At 70.9% G+C, this 24,296-nt stretch carries 18 protein-coding genes; 12 read left to right on the top strand and 6 right to left on the bottom strand.

What is annotated here, in order from left to right:
• The first annotated feature begins 110 nt into the window (after positions 1-110).
• Entirely contained in the window at positions 111-1,409 is a 1,299-nt protein-coding gene (locus tag OG917_RS11925; RefSeq protein WP_328317549.1) for a citrate synthase, read from the top strand.
• Between the two features lie 734 nt (positions 1,410-2,143).
• On the opposite strand, the gene OG917_RS11920 is transcribed toward OG917_RS11925, so the two are convergent.
• The 3 genes from OG917_RS11920 to OG917_RS11910 all read right to left on the bottom strand — a co-directional run bounded on the left by OG917_RS11920 (position 2,144) and on the right by OG917_RS11910 (position 4,126).
• Entirely contained in the window at positions 2,144-2,497 is a 354-nt protein-coding gene (locus tag OG917_RS11920) for a heavy-metal-associated domain-containing protein (protein ID WP_328317548.1), read from the bottom strand.
• Positions 2,498-2,724: 227 nt separating this feature from the next.
• Entirely contained in the window at positions 2,725-2,916 is a 192-nt protein-coding gene (locus OG917_RS11915; RefSeq protein ID WP_328317547.1) for a helix-turn-helix transcriptional regulator, read from the bottom strand.
• Positions 2,917-3,235: 319 nt separating this feature from the next.
• A complete protein-coding gene (locus tag OG917_RS11910) occupies positions 3,236-4,126 on the bottom strand; it encodes a sugar phosphate isomerase/epimerase family protein (RefSeq protein ID WP_328317546.1) in 891 nt (296 codons plus the stop codon).
• A 168-nt stretch (positions 4,127-4,294) separates the two neighbouring features.
• On the opposite strand from OG917_RS11910, the gene iolC reads away from it, so the two are divergent.
• From iolC to OG917_RS11870, 8 genes are all read left to right on the top strand, one after another.
• A complete protein-coding gene (iolC, locus tag OG917_RS11905; RefSeq protein ID WP_328317545.1) occupies positions 4,295-5,266 on the top strand; it encodes a 5-dehydro-2-deoxygluconokinase in 972 nt (323 codons plus the stop codon).
• The gene (locus tag OG917_RS11900) at positions 5,263-6,174 is read left to right on the top strand and encodes a Cgl0159 family (beta/alpha)8-fold protein (RefSeq protein WP_328317544.1); all 912 of its coding nucleotides are present in this window, start codon (positions 5,263-5,265) and stop codon (positions 6,172-6,174) included. Before iolC ends, OG917_RS11900 begins: the two co-directional genes overlap by 4 nt.
• Positions 6,171-7,064, top strand: coding sequence for a 5-deoxy-glucuronate isomerase (gene iolB, locus OG917_RS11895; RefSeq protein ID WP_328317543.1), 894 nt, complete (start codon positions 6,171-6,173; stop codon positions 7,062-7,064). The genes OG917_RS11900 and iolB overlap by 4 nt, the downstream gene beginning before the upstream one ends.
• A complete protein-coding gene (gene iolD, locus OG917_RS11890; protein ID WP_328317542.1) occupies positions 7,061-8,965 on the top strand; it encodes a 3D-(3,5/4)-trihydroxycyclohexane-1,2-dione acylhydrolase (decyclizing) in 1,905 nt (634 codons plus the stop codon). The genes iolB and iolD overlap by 4 nt, the downstream gene beginning before the upstream one ends.
• Before the next feature lie 19 nt (positions 8,966-8,984).
• Positions 8,985-10,484, top strand: a complete 1,500-nt coding sequence (locus tag OG917_RS11885) for a CoA-acylating methylmalonate-semialdehyde dehydrogenase (RefSeq protein ID WP_328317541.1) — start codon at positions 8,985-8,987, stop codon at positions 10,482-10,484.
• A gap of 161 nt (positions 10,485-10,645) precedes the next feature.
• Complete coding sequence (locus tag OG917_RS11880; protein WP_328317540.1) at positions 10,646-11,884, top strand: EfeM/EfeO family lipoprotein; 1,239 nt, start codon at positions 10,646-10,648, stop codon at positions 11,882-11,884.
• 136 nt (positions 11,885-12,020) lie between these two features.
• Entirely contained in the window at positions 12,021-13,268 is a 1,248-nt protein-coding gene (gene efeB / locus OG917_RS11875; protein WP_328317539.1) for an iron uptake transporter deferrochelatase/peroxidase subunit, read from the top strand.
• Positions 13,269-13,456: 188 nt separating this feature from the next.
• Entirely contained in the window at positions 13,457-15,346 is a 1,890-nt protein-coding gene (locus tag OG917_RS11870) for a phospholipase C (RefSeq protein WP_328317538.1), read from the top strand.
• 65 nt (positions 15,347-15,411) lie between these two features.
• On the opposite strand, the gene OG917_RS11865 is transcribed toward OG917_RS11870, so the two are convergent.
• Both OG917_RS11865 and OG917_RS11860 read right to left on the bottom strand, forming a co-directional pair.
• Positions 15,412-16,842, bottom strand: a complete 1,431-nt coding sequence (locus OG917_RS11865) for a PE-PGRS family protein (protein ID WP_328317537.1) — start codon at positions 16,840-16,842, stop codon at positions 15,412-15,414.
• A gap of 115 nt (positions 16,843-16,957) precedes the next feature.
• Positions 16,958-17,476: a hypothetical protein gene (locus tag OG917_RS11860; protein ID WP_328317536.1), complete on the bottom strand. Its 519-nt coding sequence runs from the start codon at positions 17,474-17,476 to the stop codon at positions 16,958-16,960.
• Between the two features lie 402 nt (positions 17,477-17,878).
• Here OG917_RS11860 and OG917_RS11855 point away from each other — a divergent pair, with 402 nt between their 5' ends.
• The 3 genes from OG917_RS11855 (at position 17,879) to OG917_RS11845 (ending at position 22,647) form a co-directional block, all read left to right on the top strand.
• Complete coding sequence (locus OG917_RS11855; RefSeq protein ID WP_328317535.1) at positions 17,879-20,491, top strand: alpha/beta fold hydrolase; 2,613 nt, start codon at positions 17,879-17,881, stop codon at positions 20,489-20,491.
• Positions 20,488-21,378, top strand: a complete 891-nt coding sequence (locus tag OG917_RS11850; protein ID WP_328317534.1) for an ABC transporter permease — start codon at positions 20,488-20,490, stop codon at positions 21,376-21,378. The genes OG917_RS11855 and OG917_RS11850 overlap by 4 nt, the downstream gene beginning before the upstream one ends.
• 225 nt (positions 21,379-21,603) lie before the next feature.
• Positions 21,604-22,647 (top strand): DMT family transporter, encoded by a 1,044-nt coding sequence (locus OG917_RS11845; protein WP_328317533.1) that lies wholly within the window; start codon positions 21,604-21,606, stop codon positions 22,645-22,647.
• 20 nt (positions 22,648-22,667) lie between these two features.
• On the opposite strand, the gene OG917_RS11840 is transcribed toward OG917_RS11845, so the two are convergent.
• On the bottom strand, positions 22,668-24,050 hold the full coding sequence (locus OG917_RS11840; RefSeq protein ID WP_328317532.1) for an STM4012 family radical SAM protein: 1,383 nt from the start codon (positions 24,048-24,050) through the stop codon (positions 22,668-22,670).
• Between the last annotated feature and the right edge of the window lie 246 nt (positions 24,051-24,296).

Genomic DNA, 24,296 nt, shown 5'->3' with positions numbered 1-24,296 from the left:
GCCAAATAGCCCAACGGGCGACCCCGAGTGCACTCTGCTGAGCCAAGTGGGGGATGGTAGAGACAGTCAGGGCACCTCGAAGAAGAGGCACTACGTCGGTGAGGGATGACGTGAGCGAGAACGCTAACAAGGCTGTAGTACTGCGGTACGGCGATGACGAGCACACCTACCCGGTGATCGACAGCACCGTCGGCGACCAGGGCTTCGACATCGGGAAGCTCCGAGCCCAGACCGGGCTGGTGACGCTGGACAGCGGATACGGCAACACCGCCGCCTATAAATCCGCTATCACCTACCTCGACGGCGAGGAAGGCATCCTCCGCTATCGCGGTTATCCGATCGAGCAGCTGGCCGAGCAGTCCAGCTTCCTCGAAACGGCCTACCTGCTGATCAACGGTGAGCTTCCCAAGGTCGACGAGCTGTCGACCTTCAAGAACGAGATCACCCAGCACACGCTGCTGCACGAGGACGTCAAGCGCTTCTTCGACGGCTTCCCGCGTGACGCGCACCCGATGGCGATGCTGTCGTCCGTGGTGAGCGCGCTGTCCACGTTCTACCAGGACAGCCACAACCCCTTCGACGAGGAGCAGCGGCACCTCTCGACGATCCGCCTGCTCGCCAAGCTGCCGACCATCGCGGCGTACGCGTACAAGAAGTCGATCGGGCACCCGTTCGTCTACCCGCGCAACGACCTCGGGTACGTGGAGAACTTCCTGCGGATGACCTTCTCGGTCCCCTCGCAGGAGTACGTGCCGGACCCGGTCGTCGTCTCCGCGCTGGACAAGCTGTTCATCCTGCACGCGGACCACGAGCAGAACTGTTCGACGTCCACCGTGCGTCTGGTCGGCTCCTCGCAGGCGAACATGTTCGCCTCGATCTCCGCCGGTATCAGCGCGCTGTGGGGCCCGCTGCACGGCGGCGCCAACCAGTCGGTGCTGGAGATGCTCGAAGGCATCAAGCAGTCCGGCGGCGATGTCGACACCTTCATCCGCAAGGTGAAGAACAAGGAAGACGGCGTGAAGCTCATGGGCTTCGGGCACCGCGTCTACAAGAACTTCGACCCGCGGGCGAAGATCATCAAGGCGGCGGCGCACGATGTCCTCTCGGCCCTCGGCAAGGATGACGAGCTGCTCGACATCGCGCTGAAGCTGGAAGAGCACGCGCTGGCCGACGAGTACTTCGTCGAGCGGAAGCTCTACCCGAACGTGGACTTCTACACGGGTCTGATCTACCGGGCCATGGGCTTCCCGACCGAGATGTTCACCGTGCTGTTCGCGATCGGCCGGCTGCCCGGCTGGATCGCCCAGTGGCACGAGATGATCAAGGAGCCCGGCAGCCGTATCGGCCGCCCGCGTCAGATCTACACCGGTGAGGTCCTGCGCGACTTCACGCCGGTCGAAGGCCGCTGACACACCGGTCCTTCACACAGCGATCGAAAAGCGCCCCGCCGCCGATCCCCCCACGGGTCGACGATACGGGGCGCTTCCCGTTTCCCCGGGCGGATTCCCCCCACGGGATCCGGTCCGGGCGTCTGTTGGGTGCAGGCGGCACCTGAATGCCACCGCTGCTGCCTCGGCGCGGTCTGCCGGGGTACGTACACGACGGGTGGGCCGCTCAAGCTCCCCGTGGCACGTGCCCCGGCCAACGCTTGCCCGGAACATCCCCCAAGATGTTCCGCCGGACGTCCCCCAAGACATCCTTGGCATCGCTCACTTAGACACTCGGGGCCCCCGAATGGTTACCCCCCAAAACGTGTGATGTGAATCTCGTTGTGAACGTCCTGTGAAGGTACGCAATTCCGGGCCGTTTGTCACTACGAACAGCGAAGAGTTGGCCATGGCAATAACTGCCGCTGGGGTGCTGTACACCTCGGTCACCAGGAGATCTCCACTTACGGGCCCGGATCGGGCCCGGTTCGCGTGTCCGTAAACCGTCGCGTTCTCCCCTGTGCGGGTCCGGCCGTCCGCGCGTGCCGTTCCGGATCATCCGGCCCCCGGGTGTGCCGGGCCGGCGGCCTGGCAGGTCGCCCGCGCGGCCGGGACCGGCGGGACCCCGCGGGCGCCGCCCGTGATCCGGTGGGGCCCGCGCCGGCAGGGGACCGGCGCGAGCCCCACGGCGAGCGGGTTCGGATCCAAGCGCGGGGTCAGGCCCGGTCCAGGAGCCCGTATCCCGCCTCGTCCAGCACGGAGCGCACGGTCTGCTCGTCCAGCGGGGCGCGGGATACCACGGTCACCTGCCCGGTGGCGGCGACGGCCGTGACGCCGGTGACGCCGGGGAGCTCGGCGAGTTCGAGGGAGATGGCCCCCTCGCAGTGCTCGCAGGTCATCCCGGTCACCTGGTAGACGGCGGTGACCGAGCCCACCTCCACATCGGCGGTCGAACCGCCGCCGCAGCACCCGCCGCCGCAGCACCCGGCTGCGGGGGCGGCCTCGGTGGCCCGGGCGGCCGGAGCGGACCGGCCGGCCCCGGGCGGGGAAGTCTCTGTCTCGGCGCTCATGCTGCTCTCCTCTGTGCGATGTGCGTTCCTCCCCATGGTGCGCCAGGGACTCCTGATGACCAGTGGGCCCCGGCGTCGTGTTGCCGTCCGGGCCCGCCCTGATGCGGGCGAAAGGCCCTGGAGGGTCCGCGAGGCCGTGTCGCCGCCCCGGGGGCGGACCCGCGGCGTCCGGTGCGGCGCGGGGCGCGTGCCGTCCGCCGCGAGCCGGACGCGACGCGCGGACCCGTCTAGCGGCCTCTGTTGCTCGGCCTGCGCGACACCCAGACCCTGATGGTCTCCGCGTACCAGTACGGCTTCCCGTTCTCCACCTGATCGGGTGGTGGCAGCAGGCCGTGCTTGCGGTACGAGCGGACGGTGTCCGTCTGTACCCGGATGTGAGCGGCAATCTCCTTGTAGGACCAGAGCTTTCGGTCGGTCATGACCAGCACCTCCCCGCACGCCGCGCGACGCCGGCCTGGCAGCCGTCGGGGGAGTCGCGGAGCTGTGCATTGGTGATCAATTCACCCTCTCCCCGGACAACGGCGTCCGAAGAGGGCAGGGAAGGTGCTGTTGATCTCCTGTGACGGAAAGGCCGCGTAACGCGGACATGCGTGACGGGAAGGTAACTGCTGTGACGGAAGCGGCACATGAGGGCATAGGGGTCTGTGCCGGGAGTAATCGCCACCGATCCGGGGCCGGCGGAAGCACGGAGGGCACCGGCCCCCGCGGGGCCGGTGCCCTCCGTGGGATGCCGGTGTGTCAGGCCCCGCAGGAGCGGAGGAACGCGCGGGTGCGGCGCGCGATGGGCAGCGGCCGGTCGGGCGCGCATGGGTACATGTCCTGCTCGACGATCGCGAACAGGTCGGTCCCCAGCTTCCGCGCCGCGTCGAGCACCGGTCCCAGCGCCGGGACGCCCTCCGGCGGCTCGCACATCACCCCGCGGGCCACGGCTGGGCCGAACGGCAGCTGCTCGGCCCGCACCTGGGCCAGCACCGCGGGGTCCACCTGCTTGAGATGCAGATAGCCGATCCGCTCCCCGTACGTCTCGATGAGCCGCACACTGTCCCCGCCGCAGTACGCGTAGTGCCCGGTGTCCAGGCAGAGCGAGACCACGTCCGGGTCGGTCGCGTCCAGGAAGCGGGTGACGTTCTCCTCGGTGTCGATATGGGTGTCCGCGTGCGGATGCACCACGATCCGCAGCCCGAACCGCTCGCGCACCTCGTGGCCCAGACGCTCGGTCAGCCGGGTGAGCTGCCCCCACTGCCCGGCGTCGAGCGTGTCGGACTCCTTGATCTCGCCGGTCTTGTCGTCCCGCCAGAACGACGGGATGACCACGAGGTGCCGGGCCCCGGCCGCCTGCGCGAGCGCGGCGACATCGGCGACATGCGCCCACGTCGCGTCCCACACGCCGGGCCCGTGGTGCAGCCCGGTGAAGACCGTGCCGGCCGACACCCGGAGCCCGCGCGCCGCTGTCTCCCCGGCGAGGCGGGCCGGGTCCGTGGGCAGATAGCCGTACGGGCCCAGCTCGATCCACTCGTAGCCGGACGCGGCGACCTCGTCGAGGAAGCGGGTCCAGGGGACCTGGAGCGGGTCCTCGGGGAACCACACCCCCCAGGAGTCGGGTGCGGAGCCGATCCGGATCTGGGTCATGGGACAAGGCTTCCGCCAGGCCGGGAAAGCTGTCAAGCGTTGGTCCGAATGTCAGGACAATGCGTTGACAGGGCTCCGAGGGGGGAGTTAGACCTGAGGGCCCGTTACCCGGCCCTCCCTCACCCGGCCGTGGGGCGGGGCCGCCCGAAGGACGAGAGGACGTGCACGGTGTACGACCTGATCACGATGGGCCGGATCGGAGTGGACCTCTACCCGCTGCAGGCGGGCGTGGGGCTGGCGCAGGTCGACACGTTCGGCAAGTTCCTCGGAGGCTCGGCGACGAACGTCGCGGTCGCCGCGGCGCGGCTGGGGCGGCGTACGGCGGTCGTGACCCGGACGGGCGCCGACCCGTTCGGTGAGTACCTGCACCAGGAACTGCGGGCCTTCGGCGTCGACGACCGCTGGGTGACCCCCGTGCCCGGCCTGCCCACGCCGGTGACCTTCTGCGAGATGTTCCCGCCGGACGACTTCCCGCTGTACTTCTACCGGCAGCCGAAGGCACCCGATCTGGAGATGTACGGGGAGGAGCTGGACCTCGGGGCGATCCGGGACGCACGGGTGTTCTGGATGACGGGGACCGGGCTCTGCGCGGAGCCGAGCCGTACGGCGACACTGACCGCGCTGGCGGCCAGGAGCGCCGGCCCCGCGCACCCGCAGTCCACCCCCGCGGAGCCCCGCGCCACCGTCTTCGACCTGGACTGGCGCCCGATGTTCTGGACCGACGACCCGAAGCCGCAGTACGCCAGGGCGCTGCGCCACGCCACCGTGGCCGTCGGCAACATCGACGAGGTCGAGATCGCCACAGGTGAGCGGGAACCCCGGGCGGCGGCCGAGGCGCTGCTCGCCCACGGGCCGGAGCTCGCCGTGGTGAAACAGGGCCCGGGCGGCGTCCTCGCCGTCCACCGCGACGGCCGTACCGCCGAGGTGCCCCCGGTGCCGGTGGAGGTCGTCAACGGCCTCGGCGCGGGCGACGCGTTCGGCGGCGCGCTCTGCCACGGGCTGCTCGCCGGGTGGGAGCTGGAGCGGACCATGCGGTACGCCAACGCGGCGGGCGCCATCGTCGCCTCCCGGCTGGCCTGCTCGTCGGCCATGCCCTTCGCGTCCGAGGTGGACGAGGCCCTCCAGGGAGTGCGCCCGTGAGCGGCCGTGCGGCGGTCTCCCTCAGCGATCTGGTCGCCACCAGGACCCACCATCCCGAGGCCATCGCCGAGGCCGCGGCCCGCCGCGCCCGCCGGCCGCTGCTCCGGCACGGCGGGCGGCTGATGATCGTGGCCGCCGACCATCCGGCCCGCGGCTCACTCGCCGTCGGCGGGCGGGACCTCGCCATGGCCAACCGGCACGACCTGCTGGAGCGGCTCTGCCTCGCCCTCTCCCGGCCCGGTGTCGACGGAGTGCTCGCCACCGCCGACATCCTGGAGGACCTGCTGCTCCTGGGCGCGCTGGAGGACCGGGTCGTGATGGGCTCGATGAACCGCGGCGGCCTCGCCGGGTCCTCCTTCGAACTGGACGACCGCTTCACCGGGCACCGGGCCGAGGACCTGGCCCGCCTCGGCTTCGACGCGGGCAAGCTGCTCCTGCGCATCGACTACGACGACCCCGGCTCCCTGGCCACCCTGCACGCCACCGCGCGCGCCATCGACGCGATGGCCGCCCACGCACTCCCGGTCTTCGTCGAGCCGTTCATCTGCCACCGGGTGGACGGACAGCTCCGCAACGACCTCAGTGCCGACGCGGTCACCCGCTCCCTCGCCATCGCCTCCGGACTGGCCGGCACCTCCGCCTACACCTGGCTCAAGGTCCCGGTCACCGCCGACCCCGACGACATGGCACGGGTCATGGGGACGACCACCCTGCCCGCCGTGCTGCTCGGCGGCGAACCGGGCGGCGACCAGGACACGACGTACGAGAAATGGCGCACGGCGCTGCGACTGCCCACCGTGCAGGGGCTGGTGGCCGGGCGCTCGCTGCTCTACCCGGCGGACGGGGACGTGTCGGGCGCCGTGGACATCGCGGTGGGACTGCTCAGGCCGCCCGGGAGGAACGCATGACCGACAGCCGTCCGCACGACGACCGGGTGGTACGGGCCGGCAGCGCCGCCCGCGGCCCGTACGCCCTGGACATCGGCCCCGGGCAGGCCGGCTGGGACCGCTCGGCGCTGCGGATCCTGGACCTGGCCCCCGGGGGTTCACAGCCATTTTCCACGCGGGACAGCGAATGGATCGTGCTGCCGCTCACCGGGGGCTGTACCGTCCATGTCGACGGAGAGGTCATCGAACTGCTGGGCAGGGCAGGGGTGTTCGCCGGGGTCACCGACTTCGCCTACCTGCCGCGCGACGCCCGTGCGCAGATCTCCTCCGGTGCGGGAGGCCGCTTCGCCCTGGCAGGAGCGAAGTGCGAGCGACGTCTCCCCGCCCGTTACGGCCCCGCGCCGGAGGTCCCCGTCGAGCTGCGCGGCAGTGGCAGCTGCTCGCGCCAGGTCAACAACTTCGCCGCTGCCGACACCTTCGCGTGCGACCGGCTCATCGCGGTCGAGGTGCTCACCCCCGGCGGCAACTGGTCGTCGTTCCCGCCGCACAAGCACGACGCGTACCACCCGGGCGAGGAGTCGGTCCTGGAGGAGATCTACTACTTCGAGATCGCGGACGGCGGCCCCGGCTACCACCGGGTCTCCCCGTCCCGGCCCGGCGGCACCGATCTGCTGGCCGAGGTCCGCAGCGGCGACACGGTCCTGATTCCGGACGGCTGGCACGGGCCTTCGATGGCCACCCCCGGGCACCACATGTACTACCTCAACGTGATGGCGGGGCCCGGAGCGGAGCGCGAGTGGCTGATCCGGGACCACCCCGACCACGGATGGATCCGGCAGACCTGGGACGCGCAGCCCGTCGACCCGAGGCTTCCGCTGTACGGCAACGGAGCGCAGGAGGAACGCCGATGACCCCCCGCAGGACCGGCGAGCAGACCGCGGAGACCCGCCGTCTCACCACCGCCCAGGCGCTGGTGGCCTTCCTGGCGCGCCAGTACACCGAGCGCGACGGCCGCAGACAGCGGCTGATCGCCGCCACCTGGGGCATCTTCGGCCACGGCAACGTGGCCGGGATCGGCCAGGCGCTCACCGAGTCGGGCCAGGACGCGATGCCCTACCACCAGGGCCGCAACGAGCAGGCGATGGTGCACGCGGCCGTCGGGTACGCCCGGCAGTCCGGCCGGCTGTCCACCCACGCCGTCACCACCTCCATCGGCCCCGGCGCCACCAACCTGGTCACCGGCGCCGCCCTCGCGTCCGTCAACCACCTGCCGGTGCTGTTGCTCCCCGGCGATGTCTTCGCCGCCCGCCCCGCCGACCCCGTGCTCCAGCAGCTCGAAGTCCCTTACGCGGGCGACGTGTCGGTCAACGACTGCCTGCGGCCGGTCTCGAAGTACTTCGACCGGATCACCCGCCCCGAGGCACTGATCCCGGCCGCGCTCGCGGCGATGCGTGTCCTCGCCGATCCGGAACTGACCGGCGCTGTGACACTGGCGCTGCCGCAGGACGTGCAGGCGCAGGCGTACGACTGGCCGGAGGAGTTCTTCGCCGAGCGGGTCTGGCGGGTGCCCGTGCGGCGGCCGGACGCCACCGAGTTCGCCGACGCGGTCGCCGCGGTCCGGGCCGCCGCCCGGCCGCTGATCGTCGCGGGCGGCGGCGTCCGCCACAGCGGCGCCCAGGAGGCGCTGCGCGCCCTCGCCGACACGACCGGGATCCCGGTGGCGTCCACCCAGGCGGGCAAGGGCGTGCTCCCGTACGACCACCCGGCGGATGTGGGCGGGATCGGCCACACCGGCACCGCCACCGCCGACGGGCTGGCTCGCGCCGCCGATCTGGTCATCGGGATCGGAACCCGCTACACGGACTTCACCACCGCGTCCGGGACGCTCTTCCAGTACCCCGGCGTCCGCTTCGTCAACATCAACATCACCGGTTCCGACGCGTACAAGCTCTCCGCGCTCCCGCTCGTCGCGGACGCCCGCGCCACGCTGGAGCGGCTGACCGGCGCGCTCTCAGGCCACCGGGTGAGCACCGCGTACGAGGGCGCGTACCGCGCGGCGAAGGCGGAGTGGGAGGTGCGGGTCACCGCGGCCTACACGGGCGACGAGGACGCGGCGCCCACCCAGGCCCAGGTGCTCGGGGCGCTCGACGCGCTGGTCACCGGCGACGACATCGTCATCAACGCGGCGGGCTCCCTCCCCGGCGACCTGCACCGGCTGTGGCGGACCCGCTCCTGCGACCAGTACCACGTCGAGTACGGCTACTCCTGCATGGGATACGAGATCCCCGCCGCGATCGGCGTCCAGCTGGCCGCTCCCGGCCGGCCCGTCTGGGCGCTGGTGGGCGACGGTACGTATCTGATGAATCCCACCGAGATCGTCACCGCCGTCCAGGAGCGGCTCCCCATCAAGGTCGTCGTCCTGCAGAACCACGGATACGCCTCGATCGGCGGGCTCTCCGAGTCGGTGGGCGCCGAACGCTTCGGCACGGAGTACCGCTTCCGGGCCCCGGACGGCACGTACACCGGAGACCCGCTGCCGGTCGATCTGGCGGCCAACGCGGCCAGCCTCGGACTGACCGTCCTGCGCCCCAAGACCCTCCGTGACCTGCGCGAAGCTCTGGCCACTGCACGTGCTGCGGACCGTCCCACATGTGTCTACGTGGAGACCGAAACGGCAGACACAGTGTCGGGGCCGCCTCCGGCACAGGCGTGGTGGGATGTTCCTGTGGCCGAGACCGCCACCCGCCCCTCGGCGGTCGGGGCCCGGGAGGAGTACGACCGGCAGGTCGCAGCCCGACGCCGTCATCTCTAAGGCTTTAGGAGCGTTCACCATGAAGACCGTCACCCACTGGATCGGTGGCAAGTCCGTCGACGGCACGTCGGGCAACTGGGGCCCGGTCACCGACCCGGCGACCGGCGCCGTCACCACGCAGGTCGCGCTGGCCTCAGCCGCCGACGTGGACACCGCGGTCGCTTCGGCGAAGGCCGCCTACGCGACGTGGGGAACCTCCTCGCTCTCCGCCCGCACCACGGTCCTCTTCCGCTACCGGGCGCTCCTCGACGCCCACCGCGACGAGATCGCCGCGCTGATCACCGCCGAGCACGGCAAGGTGCACTCCGACGCGCTCGGCGAGGTCGCCCGCGGTCTGGAGATCGTGGAGCTGGCCTGCGGGATCACCACCCAGCTCAAGGGCGAGCTCTCCACCCAGGTCTCCAGCCGGGTCGATGTCTCGTCGATCCGCCAGTCGATCGGTGTCGTCGCGGGCATCACGCCCTTCAACTTCCCGGCCATGGTGCCGATGTGGATGTTCCCGCTGGCCATCGCCTGCGGCAACACCTTCGTCCTGAAGCCCAGCGAGAAGGACCCGTCGGCAGCGAACCTGCTGGCCGAGCTGGCCACCGAGGCCGGTCTGCCGGACGGCGTACTGAACGTGCTGCACGGTGACAAGGTCGCCGTGGAGGGCCTGCTGAGCCACCCGGACGTCGCCGCCGTCTCCTTCGTCGGCTCCACCCCGATCGCCCGTCACATCCACGCCACCGCCACCGCGTACGGCAAGCGCGTCCAGGCGCTCGGCGGAGCCAAGAACCACATGCTGGTCCTGCCCGACGCCGACCTGGACGCCGCCGCCGACGCGGCCGTCTCCGCCGCGTACGGCTCCGCAGGTGAACGCTGCATGGCGATCTCCGCCGTCGTCGCGGTGGCCTCCGTCGCCGACGAGCTGGTCGCGAAGATCCGGGAGCGCGCCGAGAAGATCACGATCGGCCCCGGCAACGACCCGTCTTCCGAGATGGGCCCGCTGATCACCCGCGCGCACCGCGACAAGGTCGCCTCGTATGTCACGGGCGCCGCCGCCCAGGGCGCCGAGGTCGTCCTGGACGGCACCGGGTTCACCGTCGAGGGCCACGAGGACGGCCACTGGATCGGCCTCTCGCTGCTGGACAGGGTCTCGACCGATTCGGACGCCTACAAGGACGAGATCTTCGGCCCGGTCCTGTGCGTACTGCGGGTCGAGACGTACGAGGAGGGCGTGGCGTTGATGAACGCCTCGCCGTTCGGCAACGGCACCGCGATCTTCACCCGGGACGGCGGCGCGGCCCGCCGCTTCCAGCTGGAGGTCGAGGCCGGCATGGTCGGCGTCAACGTCCCGATCCCGGTCCCGGTCGGCTACCACTCCTTCGGCGGCTGGAAGGACTCGCTCTTCGGCGACCACCACATCTACGGCAACGACGGGGTGCACTTCTACACCCGGGGCAAGGTCGTCACCACCCGCTGGCCCGACCCGGCGGACGCCCCGGCCGGCGTCGACCTGGGCTTCCCGCGCAACCACTGATCCACCTCCGGATCCGCACGCGTGGCGACGGCGGGCGGATGGCGCGGCGGTGAACTCTCGCCGAACTCCCGCGAGGGCGGCTTCCGTACGGCAGTCCGGGCGCGGTCGGATGCCTAGCATGAACGGCATCCGACCCGCCTGCCGTACGAACGGAGCCCCCTGTGTCCAGCCGCGCCACCGGCTCAGGTGAGGCGCCCGCCGCCGGCCGCCGCAGCTGGGTGGTGATGGCCGTCCTCGCCACGGCCGTCGCGGTCGCCCTCGGCGCCACCCTGATCCCCGGAGGCCCCGGCGGTACGGCGGGCCACCACGTGGGGGACGCGTCCGACGGGCCGCGCCACACCGCGGTCGAGATATCCCCCGGCTCCTGCGGACGCGGCTGGACCCGGCCGCACCCGGGGACCCAGGTCTTCGACCTGACCAACACCTCCAACGGCCCCGCCGAGGTGGACCTCACCGACCCGCGCACCGGCGCCGTCTACGCGGAGACCGAGGGCCTCGCGCCCGGTGCGACCCGCGAGATGCGGGTGGCGCTCGGCAGCGGCTCGTACGCCTTCACCTGCCTGCCCGACGACACGGACGCGGTGCGCGGTCCGACCGTGCGCATCGCGGGCCCCGCGCGGGGAAGCGGACCACACGCGACCCCCGTGAGCGGGCACGATCTGGTCCTCCCGGCCCTCGCCTACCAGAAGTGGATCGGCGCCAGGGCCGGTGAACTCGTCAGGCTGACCGGCGTACTCAGGAAGGCCGTCGACAGCGGCGACCTGGCGGCGGCACGCGCGGCGTGGCTGCCCGCACATCTGGTGTACGAGCGGATGGGCGCGGCCTACGGCACCTTCGGCGACGCCGACTCCGCCATCAACGGCACCGGCGCCGGGCTGCCGCGCGGCCCTCACGACCCGGACTTCCAGGGGTTCCACCGCGTCGAGTACGGGCTCTGGCACGGCGAGTCCGCCGCCTCGCTGCGCGGCCCGGCCGACCGGCTGTACACCGCGGTCCGCGCCCTCCGCGACGGCTGGCCGCAGCAGCGGATGGACCCGGCGGACCTGGGGCTGCGCGCCCACGAAGTGCTGGAGAACACCGTCCAGTCCGAGCTGACCGGACGCACCGACCGCGGGAGCGGCACCAGTCTCGCCACCGCCCGCGCCAATCTCGACGGCACCCGCGAACTCCTCGCGGTTCTCAGGCCGTTGCTCACCCCGCGTGACCCCGGGCTGCCCCGGCTCGACTCCTGGCTCGACCGCACGCAGCACACCCTGGACCGGTTCGGCCACGGGGGACGGTGGACCCCCGTGAACCGGTTGCGGACCGCCGACAGGGAACGGCTCGACGCCGACGTCGGCCAGGCCACCGAGCTGCTCTCCCCGGTCGCGGCCCTGTGCGACCTGCGCCGTACGGCGTGAACCGGCAGGGACCACCGCAGGACAGGTGGCTTGCGGCACGACACGGGGGACGACACCATGCGGGGCGGCAGTACCCCCACGGCAGCCTGCGGGACGAGACCTCGCGGCACGGCACGGGAACGGCGGGAGACACGGTATGAGCGGGAACGGCGCGAACGAGGTACGCAGGCGCGGATTCCTGCGGAGCGCGGCGCTGGGGATGGGGTCAGTGGCGGCGGGGGCCGCGCTCGTCGGCGCGGACCGCCCCGCAGCAGCCACAGGTACCACGGCTGCCCAGGCGGCCGCGTCCGCCGGGGAGTTCCACGGCGCACACCAGGCGGGGATCCTCGAACCGCCCCGGCCCGCCACGGTGTTCGCGTCCTTCGACGTCACCGCCGACGGCCGCAGGGAGCTCACCGAACTGCTGCGCACCCTCACCGCGCGGGCCCGCTTCCTGACCACGGGGGGCACCCCGCCCCCGCTCGGCATCACCGCCCCGCCCAGTGACTCCGGGGTACTCGGGCCGCAGGTCCCGGCAGGCGGGCTGAGCGTCACGGCCGGTGTCGGCGCCTCCCTCTTCGACGGCCGCTTCGGGCTCCACGACCGCAGGCCGCTGCGGCTCACCACCATGCCGTCCTTCCCCGACGACGACCTCGACCAGGCCGAGTGCCACGGCGACCTCAGCGTGCAGCTCAGCGGAGACAGCCCCGACGTGGTGCTGCACGCCCTGCGCGACATCGCACGGCACACCCGGGGTGCGATGCAGGTGCGCTGGCGGATGGACGGCTACACCAGCCCGTCCCGGCCCAGCGGAACACCCCGTAACCACCTGGGGTTCAAGGACGGTACGGCCAACCCCGGGACACATGACACCGCGGCGATGGACCGGCTGATCTGGGTGGGCTCCGGGGCCGAGCCCCACTGGACGGCGGGCGGCACCTACCAGGTCGTGCGGCTGATCCGGATGCTGGTGGAGTTCTGGGACCGGGTCTCGCTGACCGAGCAGGAGCGGATGTTCGGCCGCGCCCGGGACACCGGGGCGCCGCTCGACGGGAACCACGAGTCCGACTCCCCGCGGTACGCGCAGGACCCGAAGGGCGATGTGATCCCGCTGGACAGCCACATCCGGATGGCCAACCCGCGGACGCCGAAGACCGAGGGGCAGCGGCTGCTGCGCCGGGCGTACAACTACGACCGGGGCATGGACACCAACGGAAACCTCGATATGGGGCTGCTCTTCTGCTGCTATCAGCAGGATCTGGCGAGGCAGTTCGAGACCGTGCAGAAGCGGCTGGCCGGTGAGCCGCTCGTGGACTACATCAAGCCGTTCGGCGGGGGGTACTTCTTCGCCCTGCCCGGCGTACGGGACCGTACGGACTGGTTCGGCAGGGCGCTCCTCGCCTGACGTCCGCGCCGCTTCCCGGCGAACCTCCCCGCCCCAAGGAAGGGTCAAGTCTTCCCCCGGACTTCCTGACCGGCTGTTCACCCCGGCGACACAGCGGCGCAGCCGCCGGGTCGTGGCGGTCGCGCAGCATCCTCCGCGTAAGGGACACGACAACCAGGCGGACAGCCGGCAGCGGAGGCACGGAGAGCATGGTCAGCACAGGGAGAACGGCGGGGCCCGGACGGCGGGCGATACGGTGGGGCGCCTTCGCCGGAGCTGCGGCGCTGACCGTACTCGGGGGCCCGGCCCCCGCTTTCGCGGACGCGCACGGATCCGGCCGGGACCACCGGGGCGGCAGCCACGCGACCGCCACACCGGTCAAGCACCTGGTGGTGATCTTCCAGGAGAACGTCTCCTTCGACCACTACTTCGGTACGTACCCGAAGGCGGCCAACACCGACGGCACGAAGTTCACGGCGGCCCGGACCACCCCGAAGAACATCAACACCCTGAGCAACGCGGGGCTGCTGAAGAAGAACCCGAACCAGTACACGCCCCGGCGGCTCTCCTCGTCGCAGGCGCTGACCTGCGACCAGAACCACAACTACGGGCCCGAGCAGTACGCCGCCGACGGCGGCAGGGCCGACCAGTACGTCCAGAACACCGACTCCGGCAAGTGCTCGGGCAGTCTCTTCGGCGAACCCGGCCTGGTCATGGACTACTACGACGGCAACACGGTCACCGGCCTGTGGAACTACGCCCAGCACTACTCCCTCGGCGACAACGCGTACAGCTCCAACTACGGCCCTTCGACGCCCGGCGCGCTCAACCTGATCTCCGGCCAGACGCACGGCGTGACCTCCGTCGACCCGGCATCGGGCACCGAGCACCCGAAGCAGACGGCGAAGCCCGACGCGTACACGGTCGTCTCACCGGATGCCAGGGGCGTCGGCACGGTCACCAACGACCCGGACCCGGCGTACGACGACTGCGCGAACGGCGACCACACCAGCAAGAACGCGCTCGCCGTCATGCACGGCAGCAACATCGGTGACCTGCTGAACAAGCAGAACGTCAGCTGGGGCTGGTTCCAGGGCGGCTTCCGGCCCAGCACCGCGTGGAGCGGCAAGCAGGGCGACTACGCGAAGTGCGCCGGAACCACCCACGCCAACACCGGCGGCGCCGCGTCCGTCGACTACAGCGCGCACCACGAGCCCTTCCAGTACTACAAGTCGACGTCCAACCCGCACCACCTGGCCCCGAAGAGTGTCAGCGAGATCGGCCACAGCGGGCGGGCCAACCACAACTACGACCTGACGGACTTCGACGCGGCCCTGAAGTCGGACCGGCTGCCCGCGGTGAGCTTCCTGAAGGCGTCCGAATTCCAGGACGGCCACGCCGGATACTCCGACCCGACCGACGAACAGCACTTCCTCGTCGGGCAGATCAACAAGCTCCAGAAGTCCCCGGAGTGGAAGGACACCGCCGTCGTCGTCGCGTACGACGACTCGGACGGCTGGTACGACCACGCGTACGCCACGCCGCAGAACGGCTCGAAGGACACCGCAAAGGGCTCCAACGGCAAGGCCACCGACAGCCCCGCCTGCCAGGCAGGACCCAAGTCGGCCGGCGGCTACGCCGACCGCTGCGGCCCGGGTACCCGGCAGCCGCTGCTGGTCATCTCCCCGTACAGCAAGGTCAATTCGGTCGACCACACCCGCACCGAGCAGGCGTCGGTCACCCGGTTCATCGAGGACAACTGGCACACGGGTCGTATCGGTGACGCGTCCTTCGACGCCCGCGCCGGGTCGCTGACCTCGGCCTTCGACTTCAGGCACCCGAACGACAAGCAGGTGCTGCTCAACGCGGACGGATCGGTGCAGTCGGTGCGACACATCCCCGCGCAGCCGTCGCGCCCGCACGGCGCGGCGGCAGCGACGACCGACCGGTCCGCCACCCGCTCCGACCTCGCGTCCAGCGATGTCGCGGCGAGCGCCCCGTCGTCGGCCGCCCTGCCGGCCGGCATCGCGGCGGTACTGGTGGCGGCGGGAGGCGCGGCCTTCGTGGTGCGGCGCCGCAGGGCACGTACGGACGGCTGAGCCCGGACGGTGCGCACCCGTTCCGCCCGTCAAGGACCGGGCGGGTGCGCGCGAGCCGGGCTGTGTCAGAACCAGTTCGCGGGGTTCGCGTGCTTGGCAAGACTCTTGGCGCCGTCAGCGATGCCGTCGCCGACGTCGGACGCCTTGTCGCTCACCCAGTCGGCGGCCTTCCCAGTGCCTTTCTTGATGTCGCCCCAGTGTTGGACGATCTTCGCGCCACCGTAGACGACCCCGAAGCCGACGGCGAGGCCGATGGTGAGGGGGTTGGGGGCGATCATGGCAGCGGTCATCGACGCGTTGAAGCCCGCTTCGGCGACGTCAGCGACGTAACCGGCACCCTCCCTCTTGAAGGCTGCGAGAGGGTTGCCTTGGACGACGACATTCGCGGTGCTGAAGCCGGTGGCGGCCACGCTGCCGACGATGCCGGCGCCCCGCAGGGCTCCGGCGACTTTCCCAGCGCCCGCCAGCCCCTTCGCCAGCGATGTGGTACGGCTGAAATTCAGGCTGCGGGCCTTCGAGAAGATGTTGCCTGTGACCCTCAAGAGGTTGGCATTGCCGGCTCGTGACACCGCCTGGCCTGCGTGGGTGGTGCCTCCGTACCGAGCAGCCAGGGAGTCCGAACCCACCACGAAGTCGATGGCTCGATTTATGGAAACACCCCTCCAGAGAGGGGACTTCATCAGGGAGAAGCGGCGCACAGCGTCGTAGCCGTCGCCTGTCCAGTCCGAGATGGTTCCTCGTGTACCTGGAATCCTCTGTGCCCACTGGCTGAGCTTTCCGGGGAACCAGCTTCCTGGCGCGCCGAGCGAGCGGATTGTCGGGGAGTAGGCGACGATCTTGTTCCCTACCCACTTCAGCGGGCCATTGCCGGAGTCCGCGAGTGCTGTGCCGATGCGGTTCTTCCACGGCGCAAGGACGCCCTCTTTGAGCGAGTTACCCACCAGCACCTTGGTGAGTGCCGTTCCCTGCATGGTCACGGTGGCCGTGGTGTCTCCGACCGACTTCCAGTCGCCGTACAGGTCCAGGATGCTGACAATGGTCGCCCCATGCGGTTTGAGACCGGGGATCCATTCCAGTGCGTGGGCCTTGATCCGGCCGATCCAGTGGCTCAGTGACTCGTTGGACTCCCTCTTGAAGACGGACGCCTCGGGGCTCGTGCTGACCGCGACGGAGTTGGCCAGCAGGATCTCGTCCGGTGGCAGCCCTTTGCCTTCATGCTCTTTGAGGTACTTCTCAAGGTCCTTCGACGAGAATCCGGCCCACCGCACTCCGGCTTCCGGGTCACCGCTCTCCAGTCTGGCGATCGAAGCGCGCTTGCGGAGATCCGGTCCGGTGTCCTGAGTCCAGGAGCGCAGCGGTTTGAGTGACGTCAGATGACTGGAGACGCCGAGTCGAGAGGCTCTGGTGAAAGCCTCATCCAGTTTTTCCTGTACGCCGCCTTTCCCGTCCAGGAGCTTGGCGAGCTGTTCCAAGTCATCGGGATTGGCGATCCTCATGTGGGTGGATTTCCTCGGGATTTCAGTTCACCGGGCACGGGGCGGCGGCACGACGGCGGGAAATGGGGCAGGGCCCGGGCTCCGTCGGCTGACGGAGTCGAGGCCACTGGGCGTGCTACTTGTCGCCGATGAGGGCGAACGCGAAAGCCAGTCGGCGGTCGATCCAGGCCGCGCAGATATTGATCTTCGTGCTACCCAGGGACGTGATGACGACCTCGTCTCCCGAACGCCACTCAAGTGGCCGGTATCTGCTCCCCGGCTGATCGCCCTGGCCCGGGTTGAGCAAGTCGTCGAAGACGCCGGTGACAAACCTGCCCGCTGCCCGCCCTGCTACTTCCTTGGCGCTGCCACTCGCCATCTTGTTGCGTCCGACGATCTCCGGACGGCCTGGCTGATCGATCCGCCAGGTGTGCTTGAACGGGCGCTTGGGAGGCACTCGTCGCAGGGTTCCGATGACAAGGTCCCCTGCGTCACGCACCACGTGATGTCTTTCGCCCTTCACTTCCTGCGGGGCGTCGAGGTAACAGAGCAGCTGTTGCTGCTCGATGTCCTCGTAGAGAGTCAGTCCGGGGTCGGAAGGGAGCGAGTGCTTCTCCGCCGTCGCCACGTAGGCGCAAGGAGCGAGGACCGGCAAGTCCTTGTCGCCCCGCGGTACGCGTATGGCGCGAGGGCCGAACCCGGAACGTGTACGTTTCGCTGACTTGGGCCGTTCGACCGACCCGAGAACGAACTCGTTGACATCCGCCCAGGGAACCGGCTCCACCCGAGGCTCCTCGACCGTCCTGTCCCTGCCGAATCCCACCGTTGCCTCCTCCTGAACCGGTCTCACGGGCGAGACGATCCGAGCCCGGACCGATCCTACGGTGGCGGAGAGCGACGGTGCTCGCTCGTACTCCGCAATGACCTGGCTCCGCGATTACGGACAGGGATTACGGACAGCCAGGGAGGTCCCCAGCGCCGGCTGCTCCGCCCGTACGCCGGGCACTTCCACCCGGCGGCCCGCCGCGCTGTCCGAGCAGCCGCTTAGGGTTCGGACATGAAGCTACGCAAACCCCGTGGCCGGGTCATCGCCTGCGCGGTCGCCGCGCTGGCCGTCCTCGCCGGGGCCGGCACATGGACGGCCGTCGCCTCCGACGGGCCCGCGCCCGTGCACCGCGAGGACCGGCTGATGGCGGTGGACGGGGTCCGTATCGACACGTCCTACTTCACGGCGGGCAGCCCGGGGCGCCGGCCCGCCGTGCTGCTCGGGCACGGTTTCGGCGGCAGCAAGGACGATGTGAAGGGACAGGCCCAGCAGCTGGCGCGGGACGGATACGCGGTGCTGACCTGGTCCGCACGCGGCTTCGGGAAGTCGACCGGTGCCATCGGGCTCAACGACCCGGACCACGAGGTCAAGGACGTGTCACGGCTGATCGACTGGCTGGCGGCCCGCCCCGAGGTCCAGCTGGACAAGCCCGGAGACCCGCGTATCGGTGTCACCGGTTCCTCGTACGGCGGGGCGATCTCCCTGCTCGCCGCCGGGTATGACCACCGGGTCGACGCCATCGCCCCGCAGATCACCTACTGGAACCTGGCCGACTCGCTCTTCCCCGACGGGGTCTTCAAGAAGCTCTGGGCCGGGATCTTCATCAACTCCGGTGGTGGCTGCGCCCGCTTCGAGAAGCAGCTCTGCGCGATGTACGACCGGGTCGCCGGGAACGGCAAGCCGGATGCCGCCGCCCGCAAGGAGCTCGATGAGCGGAGCCCCTCGGCCGTCGGCGACCGCATCAAGGTGCCGTCGCTGCTCATCCAGGGCCAGACGGACTCCCTCTTCCCGCTGAGCCAGGCGGACGCCGCCGCGCGGCGGATCAAGGCCAACGGCGCGCCCGTTTCGGTCGACTGGATCGCCGGCGGACATGACGGCGGCGACCGGGAGAGCGGCCGGATCAACGGGCGGATCGCCTCCTGGTTCGACCGCTATCTCAAGGGCGACAAGAGCGCCGGCACCGGCCCGGCCTTCCGGGTCACCCGGACCGGAGGGATCGACTCCACCGACGGCGCCGCCCAGTTGAGAGGCGCGAGCAGCGACCGCTATCCCGGCCTGGAGAGCGGCGGGCGCTCCCTCGCGCTGACCGGCCGCGAGCAGACCGTGGAGAATCCGGCGGGCGGCGCCCCGCCCGCGATCTCCGCACTGCCGGGCGTCGCCGCGGCCTCCCAGCTCTCCGGACTCGGGGTGGGGCTCTCGCTCGACTTCCCCGGCCAGTACGCCCACTTCGACTCCGCCCCGCTGACGACCGCTCTCACCGTCACCGGATCGCCGAGAGCCAGGATCCGGATCACGTCGTCCTCACCGGACGCCGTGCTCTTCGCCAAGGTGTACGACGTGCCGCCGGGCGGCAAGCAGCAGGTGCTGCCCCACCAGCTCGTCGCCCCGGTCCGGATCACCGGGGCGAAGGCGGGGCGGACGGTCGAGCTGACCCTGCCGGCCGTCGACCACAAGGTCGAGGCCGGGCACCGGCTTCGGCTGGTCCTCGCGTCGACCGACCTCGGGTACGCCTCACCGGCTCACCCCGCCACGTACTCCGTCTCGCTGGACGGTCCGCTGACCGTCCCCACGGTGCCCGCGCTGCACACCGCGGGCACCGGGTTCGCCTGGTGGGTGTGGGGGCTTCCGGCGCTGGGTGCGCTGATCGCGGTCCTCCTGCTGATCCCGCGGCGCAGGCCGGCCCCGGCGCCCGACCCGGCCCTGGCCGACCTGCCACTGCGGATCACCGGCCTGACCAAGAAGTACGCCGGGTCCGCCGACCGGTACGCGGTCCGTGATCTGTCCTTCGAGGTCGGCAAGGGCCAGGTGCTCGGTCTGCTCGGGCCCAACGGCGCCGGCAAGACCACCACGCTGCGCATGCTGATGGGACTCATCACCCCGGACGGCGGGGAGATCCGGGTCTTCGGCCACGCGATCCGTCCGGGCGCGCCCGTCCTCTCGCGGGTCGGCGCGTTCGTCGAGGGGGCCGGTTTCCTGCCGCACCTCTCCGGCCGGGCCAATCTCGACCTGTACTGGCAGGCCACCGGCCGCCCCACCGAGGACTCGCACGTCGCCGAAGCGCTGGAGATCGCCGGGCTCGGTGACGCGCTGGAGCGCGCGGTCCGTACGTACTCGCAAGGCATGCGGCAGCGGCTCGCCATCGCCCAGGCCATGCTCGGCCTGCCCGATCTGCTGATCCTGGACGAGCCGACGAACGGTCTCGACCCGCCGCAGATCCGCGAGATGCGGGACGTGATGATCCGGTACGCGGCCGAGGGCCGCACAGTGATCGTCTCCAGCCATCTGCTGGCGGAGGTCGAGCAGTCCTGCACGCATCTGGTCGTCATGGACCGCGGGCAGCTCATACAGGCCGGCCCGGTCGCCGAGATCACCGGCAGCGGGGACACCCTCCTCGTCACCTCCGCCGAGGAGATCACGGAGGCGCTGGCCGGGAAGGTGGCCACCCTGCCCGGCATCGGCTCCGCCGTACGCACCGACGACGGACTGCTCGTACGGCTCGACGGCGCCACCCCGGCCGCGCTCATCTCGGAACTGCTGCGCCTGGACGTGCCGCTGACCGGTGTGGGTGCGCACCGCCGCCTGGAGGACGCGTTCCTCACCCTGATCGGAGGCCAACCGGCATGAGCACGACCGTCCTCCCGGACCCAGCCCGCCCGGATCCCGCGCGGGCCACCGCGCCCGGGTACCGCGCCCGGCACACACTGCCGCTGCTCGTCGAGGCGAAACGGCAGTTCAGGCGCCGGCGCACCGTGGCGATGGGTGCGGTGCTCGTCGCGCTGCCCTTCATCCTGGTCGCCGCCTTCGCGGTCGGCGGCACCCCCAGCGGCGGCAGCCGGAACGGGCCGACGCTGCTCGACACCGCGACGGCATCCGGCGCGAACTACGCTGCCACCTGCCTGTTCGTGTCGGCGGGCTTCCTGCTGGTGGTGCCGGTCGCGCTGTTCTGCGGTGACACGGTGGCGTCCGAGGCCGGGTGGTCCTCGCTGCGCTATCTGCTCGCCGCCCCGGTGCCGCGCGCCCGGCTGCTCGGGAGCAAGCTCACGGTGGCGCTGGCCTTCAGCCTTGCCGCGATGGTGGTGCTGCCGGTGGTGGCGCTCGCGGTGGGCACCGTCGCGTACGGCTGGGGTCCGCTGGAGCTGCCCACCGGGGGTGCGCTCGCCGCGGGGGACGCGGTGCCGCGGCTCGCGCTCGTAGTGGCGTTCATCTTCGTCTCGCAACTGGTCACGGCCGCGCTGGCGTTCTGGCTCTCCACCAGGACGGACGCGCCGCTCGGCGCGGTCGGCGGCGCGGTCGGCCTGACGATCGTCGGGAACGTGCTGGATGCGGTGACGGCCCTCGGCTCCTGGCGCGACTTCCTGCCCGCGCACTGGCAGTTCGCCTGGGCGGACGCCCTCCAGCCCCAGCTCGAATGGGGCGGCATGGTCAAGGGAGCGGCCGTCTCGGTGGCGTACGCACTCGTCCTCTTCGCGCTGGCCTTCAGGGGCTTCGCGCGCAAGGACATCGTGTCGTAGCGCGGCCGGGAGGACGGAGTACCGCCGGGCCTGCGGTGGCGCGAAGGACCGGACGCGGTTGTGCGAAGCACCGGAAGGAGCGCGCCCGCCGGGCGGGGAGTTGGTGGCTTCTCCCTATGGGGGCGGGGGCCACGGACCCCCTAGCGTCGATCCCAGGAATCGTCGGGTGTGCCGCCGAGGTGTGCTGTGCCACGGATCCTGCCCGGCTCTGCGGAATGAGAGTGCGTGACAAGCACAGCGGGCAAGTTCAGGCGTGCCGTCCGCGACGGCGGGGTCCCACCGGTCCTGGCGGCGGCCGTCCTCTGGGGCACCGTGGGGCCCGCCGAGATCCTGGCCGGGAGCAGCGCGTCCCCGGTGGCGATCGGCGCGTGCCGGATGCTTGTCGGAGGGGCGGTCCTGGGGCTTTTCACCGCACGGCCCGCGGGGATCCGGACCTTGTGGCAGCGGTCCGCCCGGTGGTGGATGCTGGTCAGCGTCCTGGTCACCGCGGCCTTCCAGGCATGCTTCCTGGAGGCGGTGGCCCGCAGCGGCGCCGCCCTGGCGACCGCCGTCACGTTCGGCGCGGTCCCGGTCGTGACCGGGATATGCGGGCGCGCCCTGAACGGCGAACGGCTGAGCGGACGGTGGGGCTGCGGCACCGTGTGCGCGATCGGTGGCATCACGCTGCTCCTCGTGCCCGCCGACGGCGGACCCGCGGACCGTACGGGCGTACTGCTCGGGCTGGTCGCCGGCGCCGGCTTCGGCGTGTACATCTCGGCGACCAAACGGCTCGGCGACCGCGGGGCGGACACCGCGGCGGCTGCCCCCGTGAGCGTGCTGGGCGCGGGGATCCTGGTCTCGCCCTGGGTCCTCGCGCGTCCCGACGGGCTCGGTGAACCGCGTGCGGTGGTCCTGGTCGGCTGGCTGGCCCTCGCCACCACCGCCCTGGGCTATCTGCTGTTCACCAGGGGGGTGGCCAGGATCAGCGGAGCCACCACCGGCACGCTCAGCCTGGCGGAGCCCCTGGTCGCCACCGTGCTGGGGATCGTCCTGCTGGGGGAGCGCCTCAGCCCCCCGGGGGTGGCGGGCGCGGTGCTCCTGCTGGGCGGACTGGTCCTGGTCTCCGTCCCGTCCCGGCGTCGCCCAGCCGTGACCCGTACGGAGGCGGCCCGTACGGAGGCGGCCCGTACGGAGGTGGTCCGTGCGCAGGAGACCGGAGCAGGTACGGGCGGGGGCGGCGGAGACCACGCCTCCCGCGCTGCCCGGACGGGGGCGCGCGAGGAGGCGTAGCCGGTCGAAGGCCGCGCTGCTCAGCGGTCCTGGTACGCGGACATGGCGTCGTTCACCCGGGGGGAGAAGAAGAGTGGGCCGATGGCATCGGCCCACGCCATCCCCTCCGGGGTCAGCCGCAGCACTCTGCCGTCGTGGGTCAGCCAGCCCCGCTCGGTGACCAGGGCGAACTGCGCCGGGAAGTCTTCCTGCGGAAGGCTGCCGAACTGCAGCCGGTAGCGCTCGACGCTCATTCCGTCCGCCTCCAGCAGCATGTGCAGGATCAGCATGCGGCGGCGTTCGTCGTCGTCCATGCGGAACGACCACTGCGCACGCCGGAAGGCGTCGGTCGGCGTCGCTATGTAGTCGTCGATGATGCGTCTGACCTCGGGCACGGCGACGGCGTAGTCGGTCGTGTAGTGCAGATCGGTCGTGAACGACCGTGCGCCGACGCCCAGTCCGACCATGCCGGCCTGCTGGTTGTACTCGCTGATGTTGGAGTCGTGCGCGCTGTCGACCGCCGCGCTGCCGATACGGCTGAAGACCCGCATGGAGGTCTGCCGGTAACCGGCGGCGAGCAGGTACTCGCGTCCGTAGCGGTACAGCCGCAGCCGCTGCTCGTCCCAGAGTTCGCCGCTCTTGTCGTGCCGGGCCATGAGCCCGGTCAGCGGACGGACGTACAGCGGGTAGAGGTAGATCTCCTCGGGCTCCCAGCCCAGCGCGGCGTCCAGCGACACCTTGAAGCTCTGCTCCGTCTGGCCGTCGATGCCGTAGATCAGGTCGATGTTGAGGATGGGGAAGGCGGCTCTCTTCAGCCGGGCGAGCGCCGCCTCGACCTCGGTGCGTTTCTGCGGCCGTACGGCGGCCCGCGCCTCTTCGTCGACGAAGCTCTGGACCCCGATGCTCAGCCGGGTCGCGCCGCGTTCGGAGAGGACCGCGATCCGGTCCGCGGTGGCCGTGGCGGGCGAGGTCTCGACCGACCACGGGACGGCCTGGAGGTCCGCTCCCATCACGTTCTCGCAGATGTCGCAGAGCCGGACCAGCTCGTCCGCTGTGAGATAGGTCGGGGTGCCGCCGCCGAAGGCGGCGAGGGTGAACTCCGGTGCTCCGTTGGCCTCCAGAGCCTCCCGGGTGACGCGTGCCTGCCGCTCCAGAGTGCCCAGGAAGTCGCGGGTGACCTCCTCGGGCGCCCCGGTGCGGGTGAAGAGATTGCAGAAGCCGCAGCGCATTTCGCAGAAGGGGATGTGGACGTAGAGGGAGAGCGAGTCGAGCCGCTCACCCGCCCACAGATCGGTCAGGAGCGGCCGCTCCCGGCCGAGCCGGTAGGCCTTCTGGTGCGGGTAGGCGTACACGTACTGCTTGTACGGCGTGGTCGGTTCATCGGGAACAGAAGGGGAGATGTGGACCGGTACAGAGGATGTCACTACCGTGATGCTTCCTTCCGGATTCGATCGGATCCCTGGGCAGTCGCGCCACGTGACAGCATCGTCGACGGAGCGTCACGGGATGCATGGGGTGAAACGCCGAACTATTTGGCTCTCTCTTTGCCCGAGTTGGATGGTTCCGTGACTTGCCCGGATTCCTGACCTCTGGCATGGAGGCGCCTGCGGCCGTGCCGGGAAAGGGAGTCCGGCTGAAAGTCCGGCGCCGTTGCGCTCACCATGGCGTCC

The organism is Streptomyces sp. NBC_00388, from assembly GCF_036061255.1.
GTDB lineage: Bacteria > Actinomycetota > Actinomycetes > Streptomycetales > Streptomycetaceae > Streptomyces.
The sequence above is the reverse complement of the archived record's forward strand: the minus strand, read 5'-3'. Positions and strand labels throughout refer to the sequence as shown.

Coding starts and splice junctions, on each gene's coding strand:
- OG917_RS11870 (WP_328317538.1), top strand. CDS start 13,457: ATGGTCAGCACAGGGAGAACGGCGGGGCCCGGACGGCGGGCGATACGG.
- OG917_RS11855 (WP_328317535.1), top strand. CDS start 17,879: ATGAAGCTACGCAAACCCCGTGGCCGGGTCATCGCCTGCGCGGTCGCC.
- OG917_RS11865 (WP_328317537.1), bottom strand. CDS start 16,842: ATGAGGATCGCCAATCCCGATGACTTGGAACAGCTCGCCAAGCTCCTG.
- iolB (WP_328317543.1), top strand. CDS start 6,171: ATGACCGACAGCCGTCCGCACGACGACCGGGTGGTACGGGCCGGCAGC.
- OG917_RS11850 (WP_328317534.1), top strand. CDS start 20,488: ATGAGCACGACCGTCCTCCCGGACCCAGCCCGCCCGGATCCCGCGCGG.
- OG917_RS11920 (WP_328317548.1), bottom strand. CDS start 2,497: ATGAGCGCCGAGACAGAGACTTCCCCGCCCGGGGCCGGCCGGTCCGCT.
- OG917_RS11885 (WP_328317541.1), top strand. CDS start 8,985: ATGAAGACCGTCACCCACTGGATCGGTGGCAAGTCCGTCGACGGCACG.
- OG917_RS11915 (WP_328317547.1), bottom strand. CDS start 2,916: ATGACCGACCGAAAGCTCTGGTCCTACAAGGAGATTGCCGCTCACATC.
- efeB (WP_328317539.1), top strand. CDS start 12,021: ATGAGCGGGAACGGCGCGAACGAGGTACGCAGGCGCGGATTCCTGCGG.
- OG917_RS11910 (WP_328317546.1), bottom strand. CDS start 4,126: ATGACCCAGATCCGGATCGGCTCCGCACCCGACTCCTGGGGGGTGTGG.
- iolD (WP_328317542.1), top strand. CDS start 7,061: ATGACCCCCCGCAGGACCGGCGAGCAGACCGCGGAGACCCGCCGTCTC.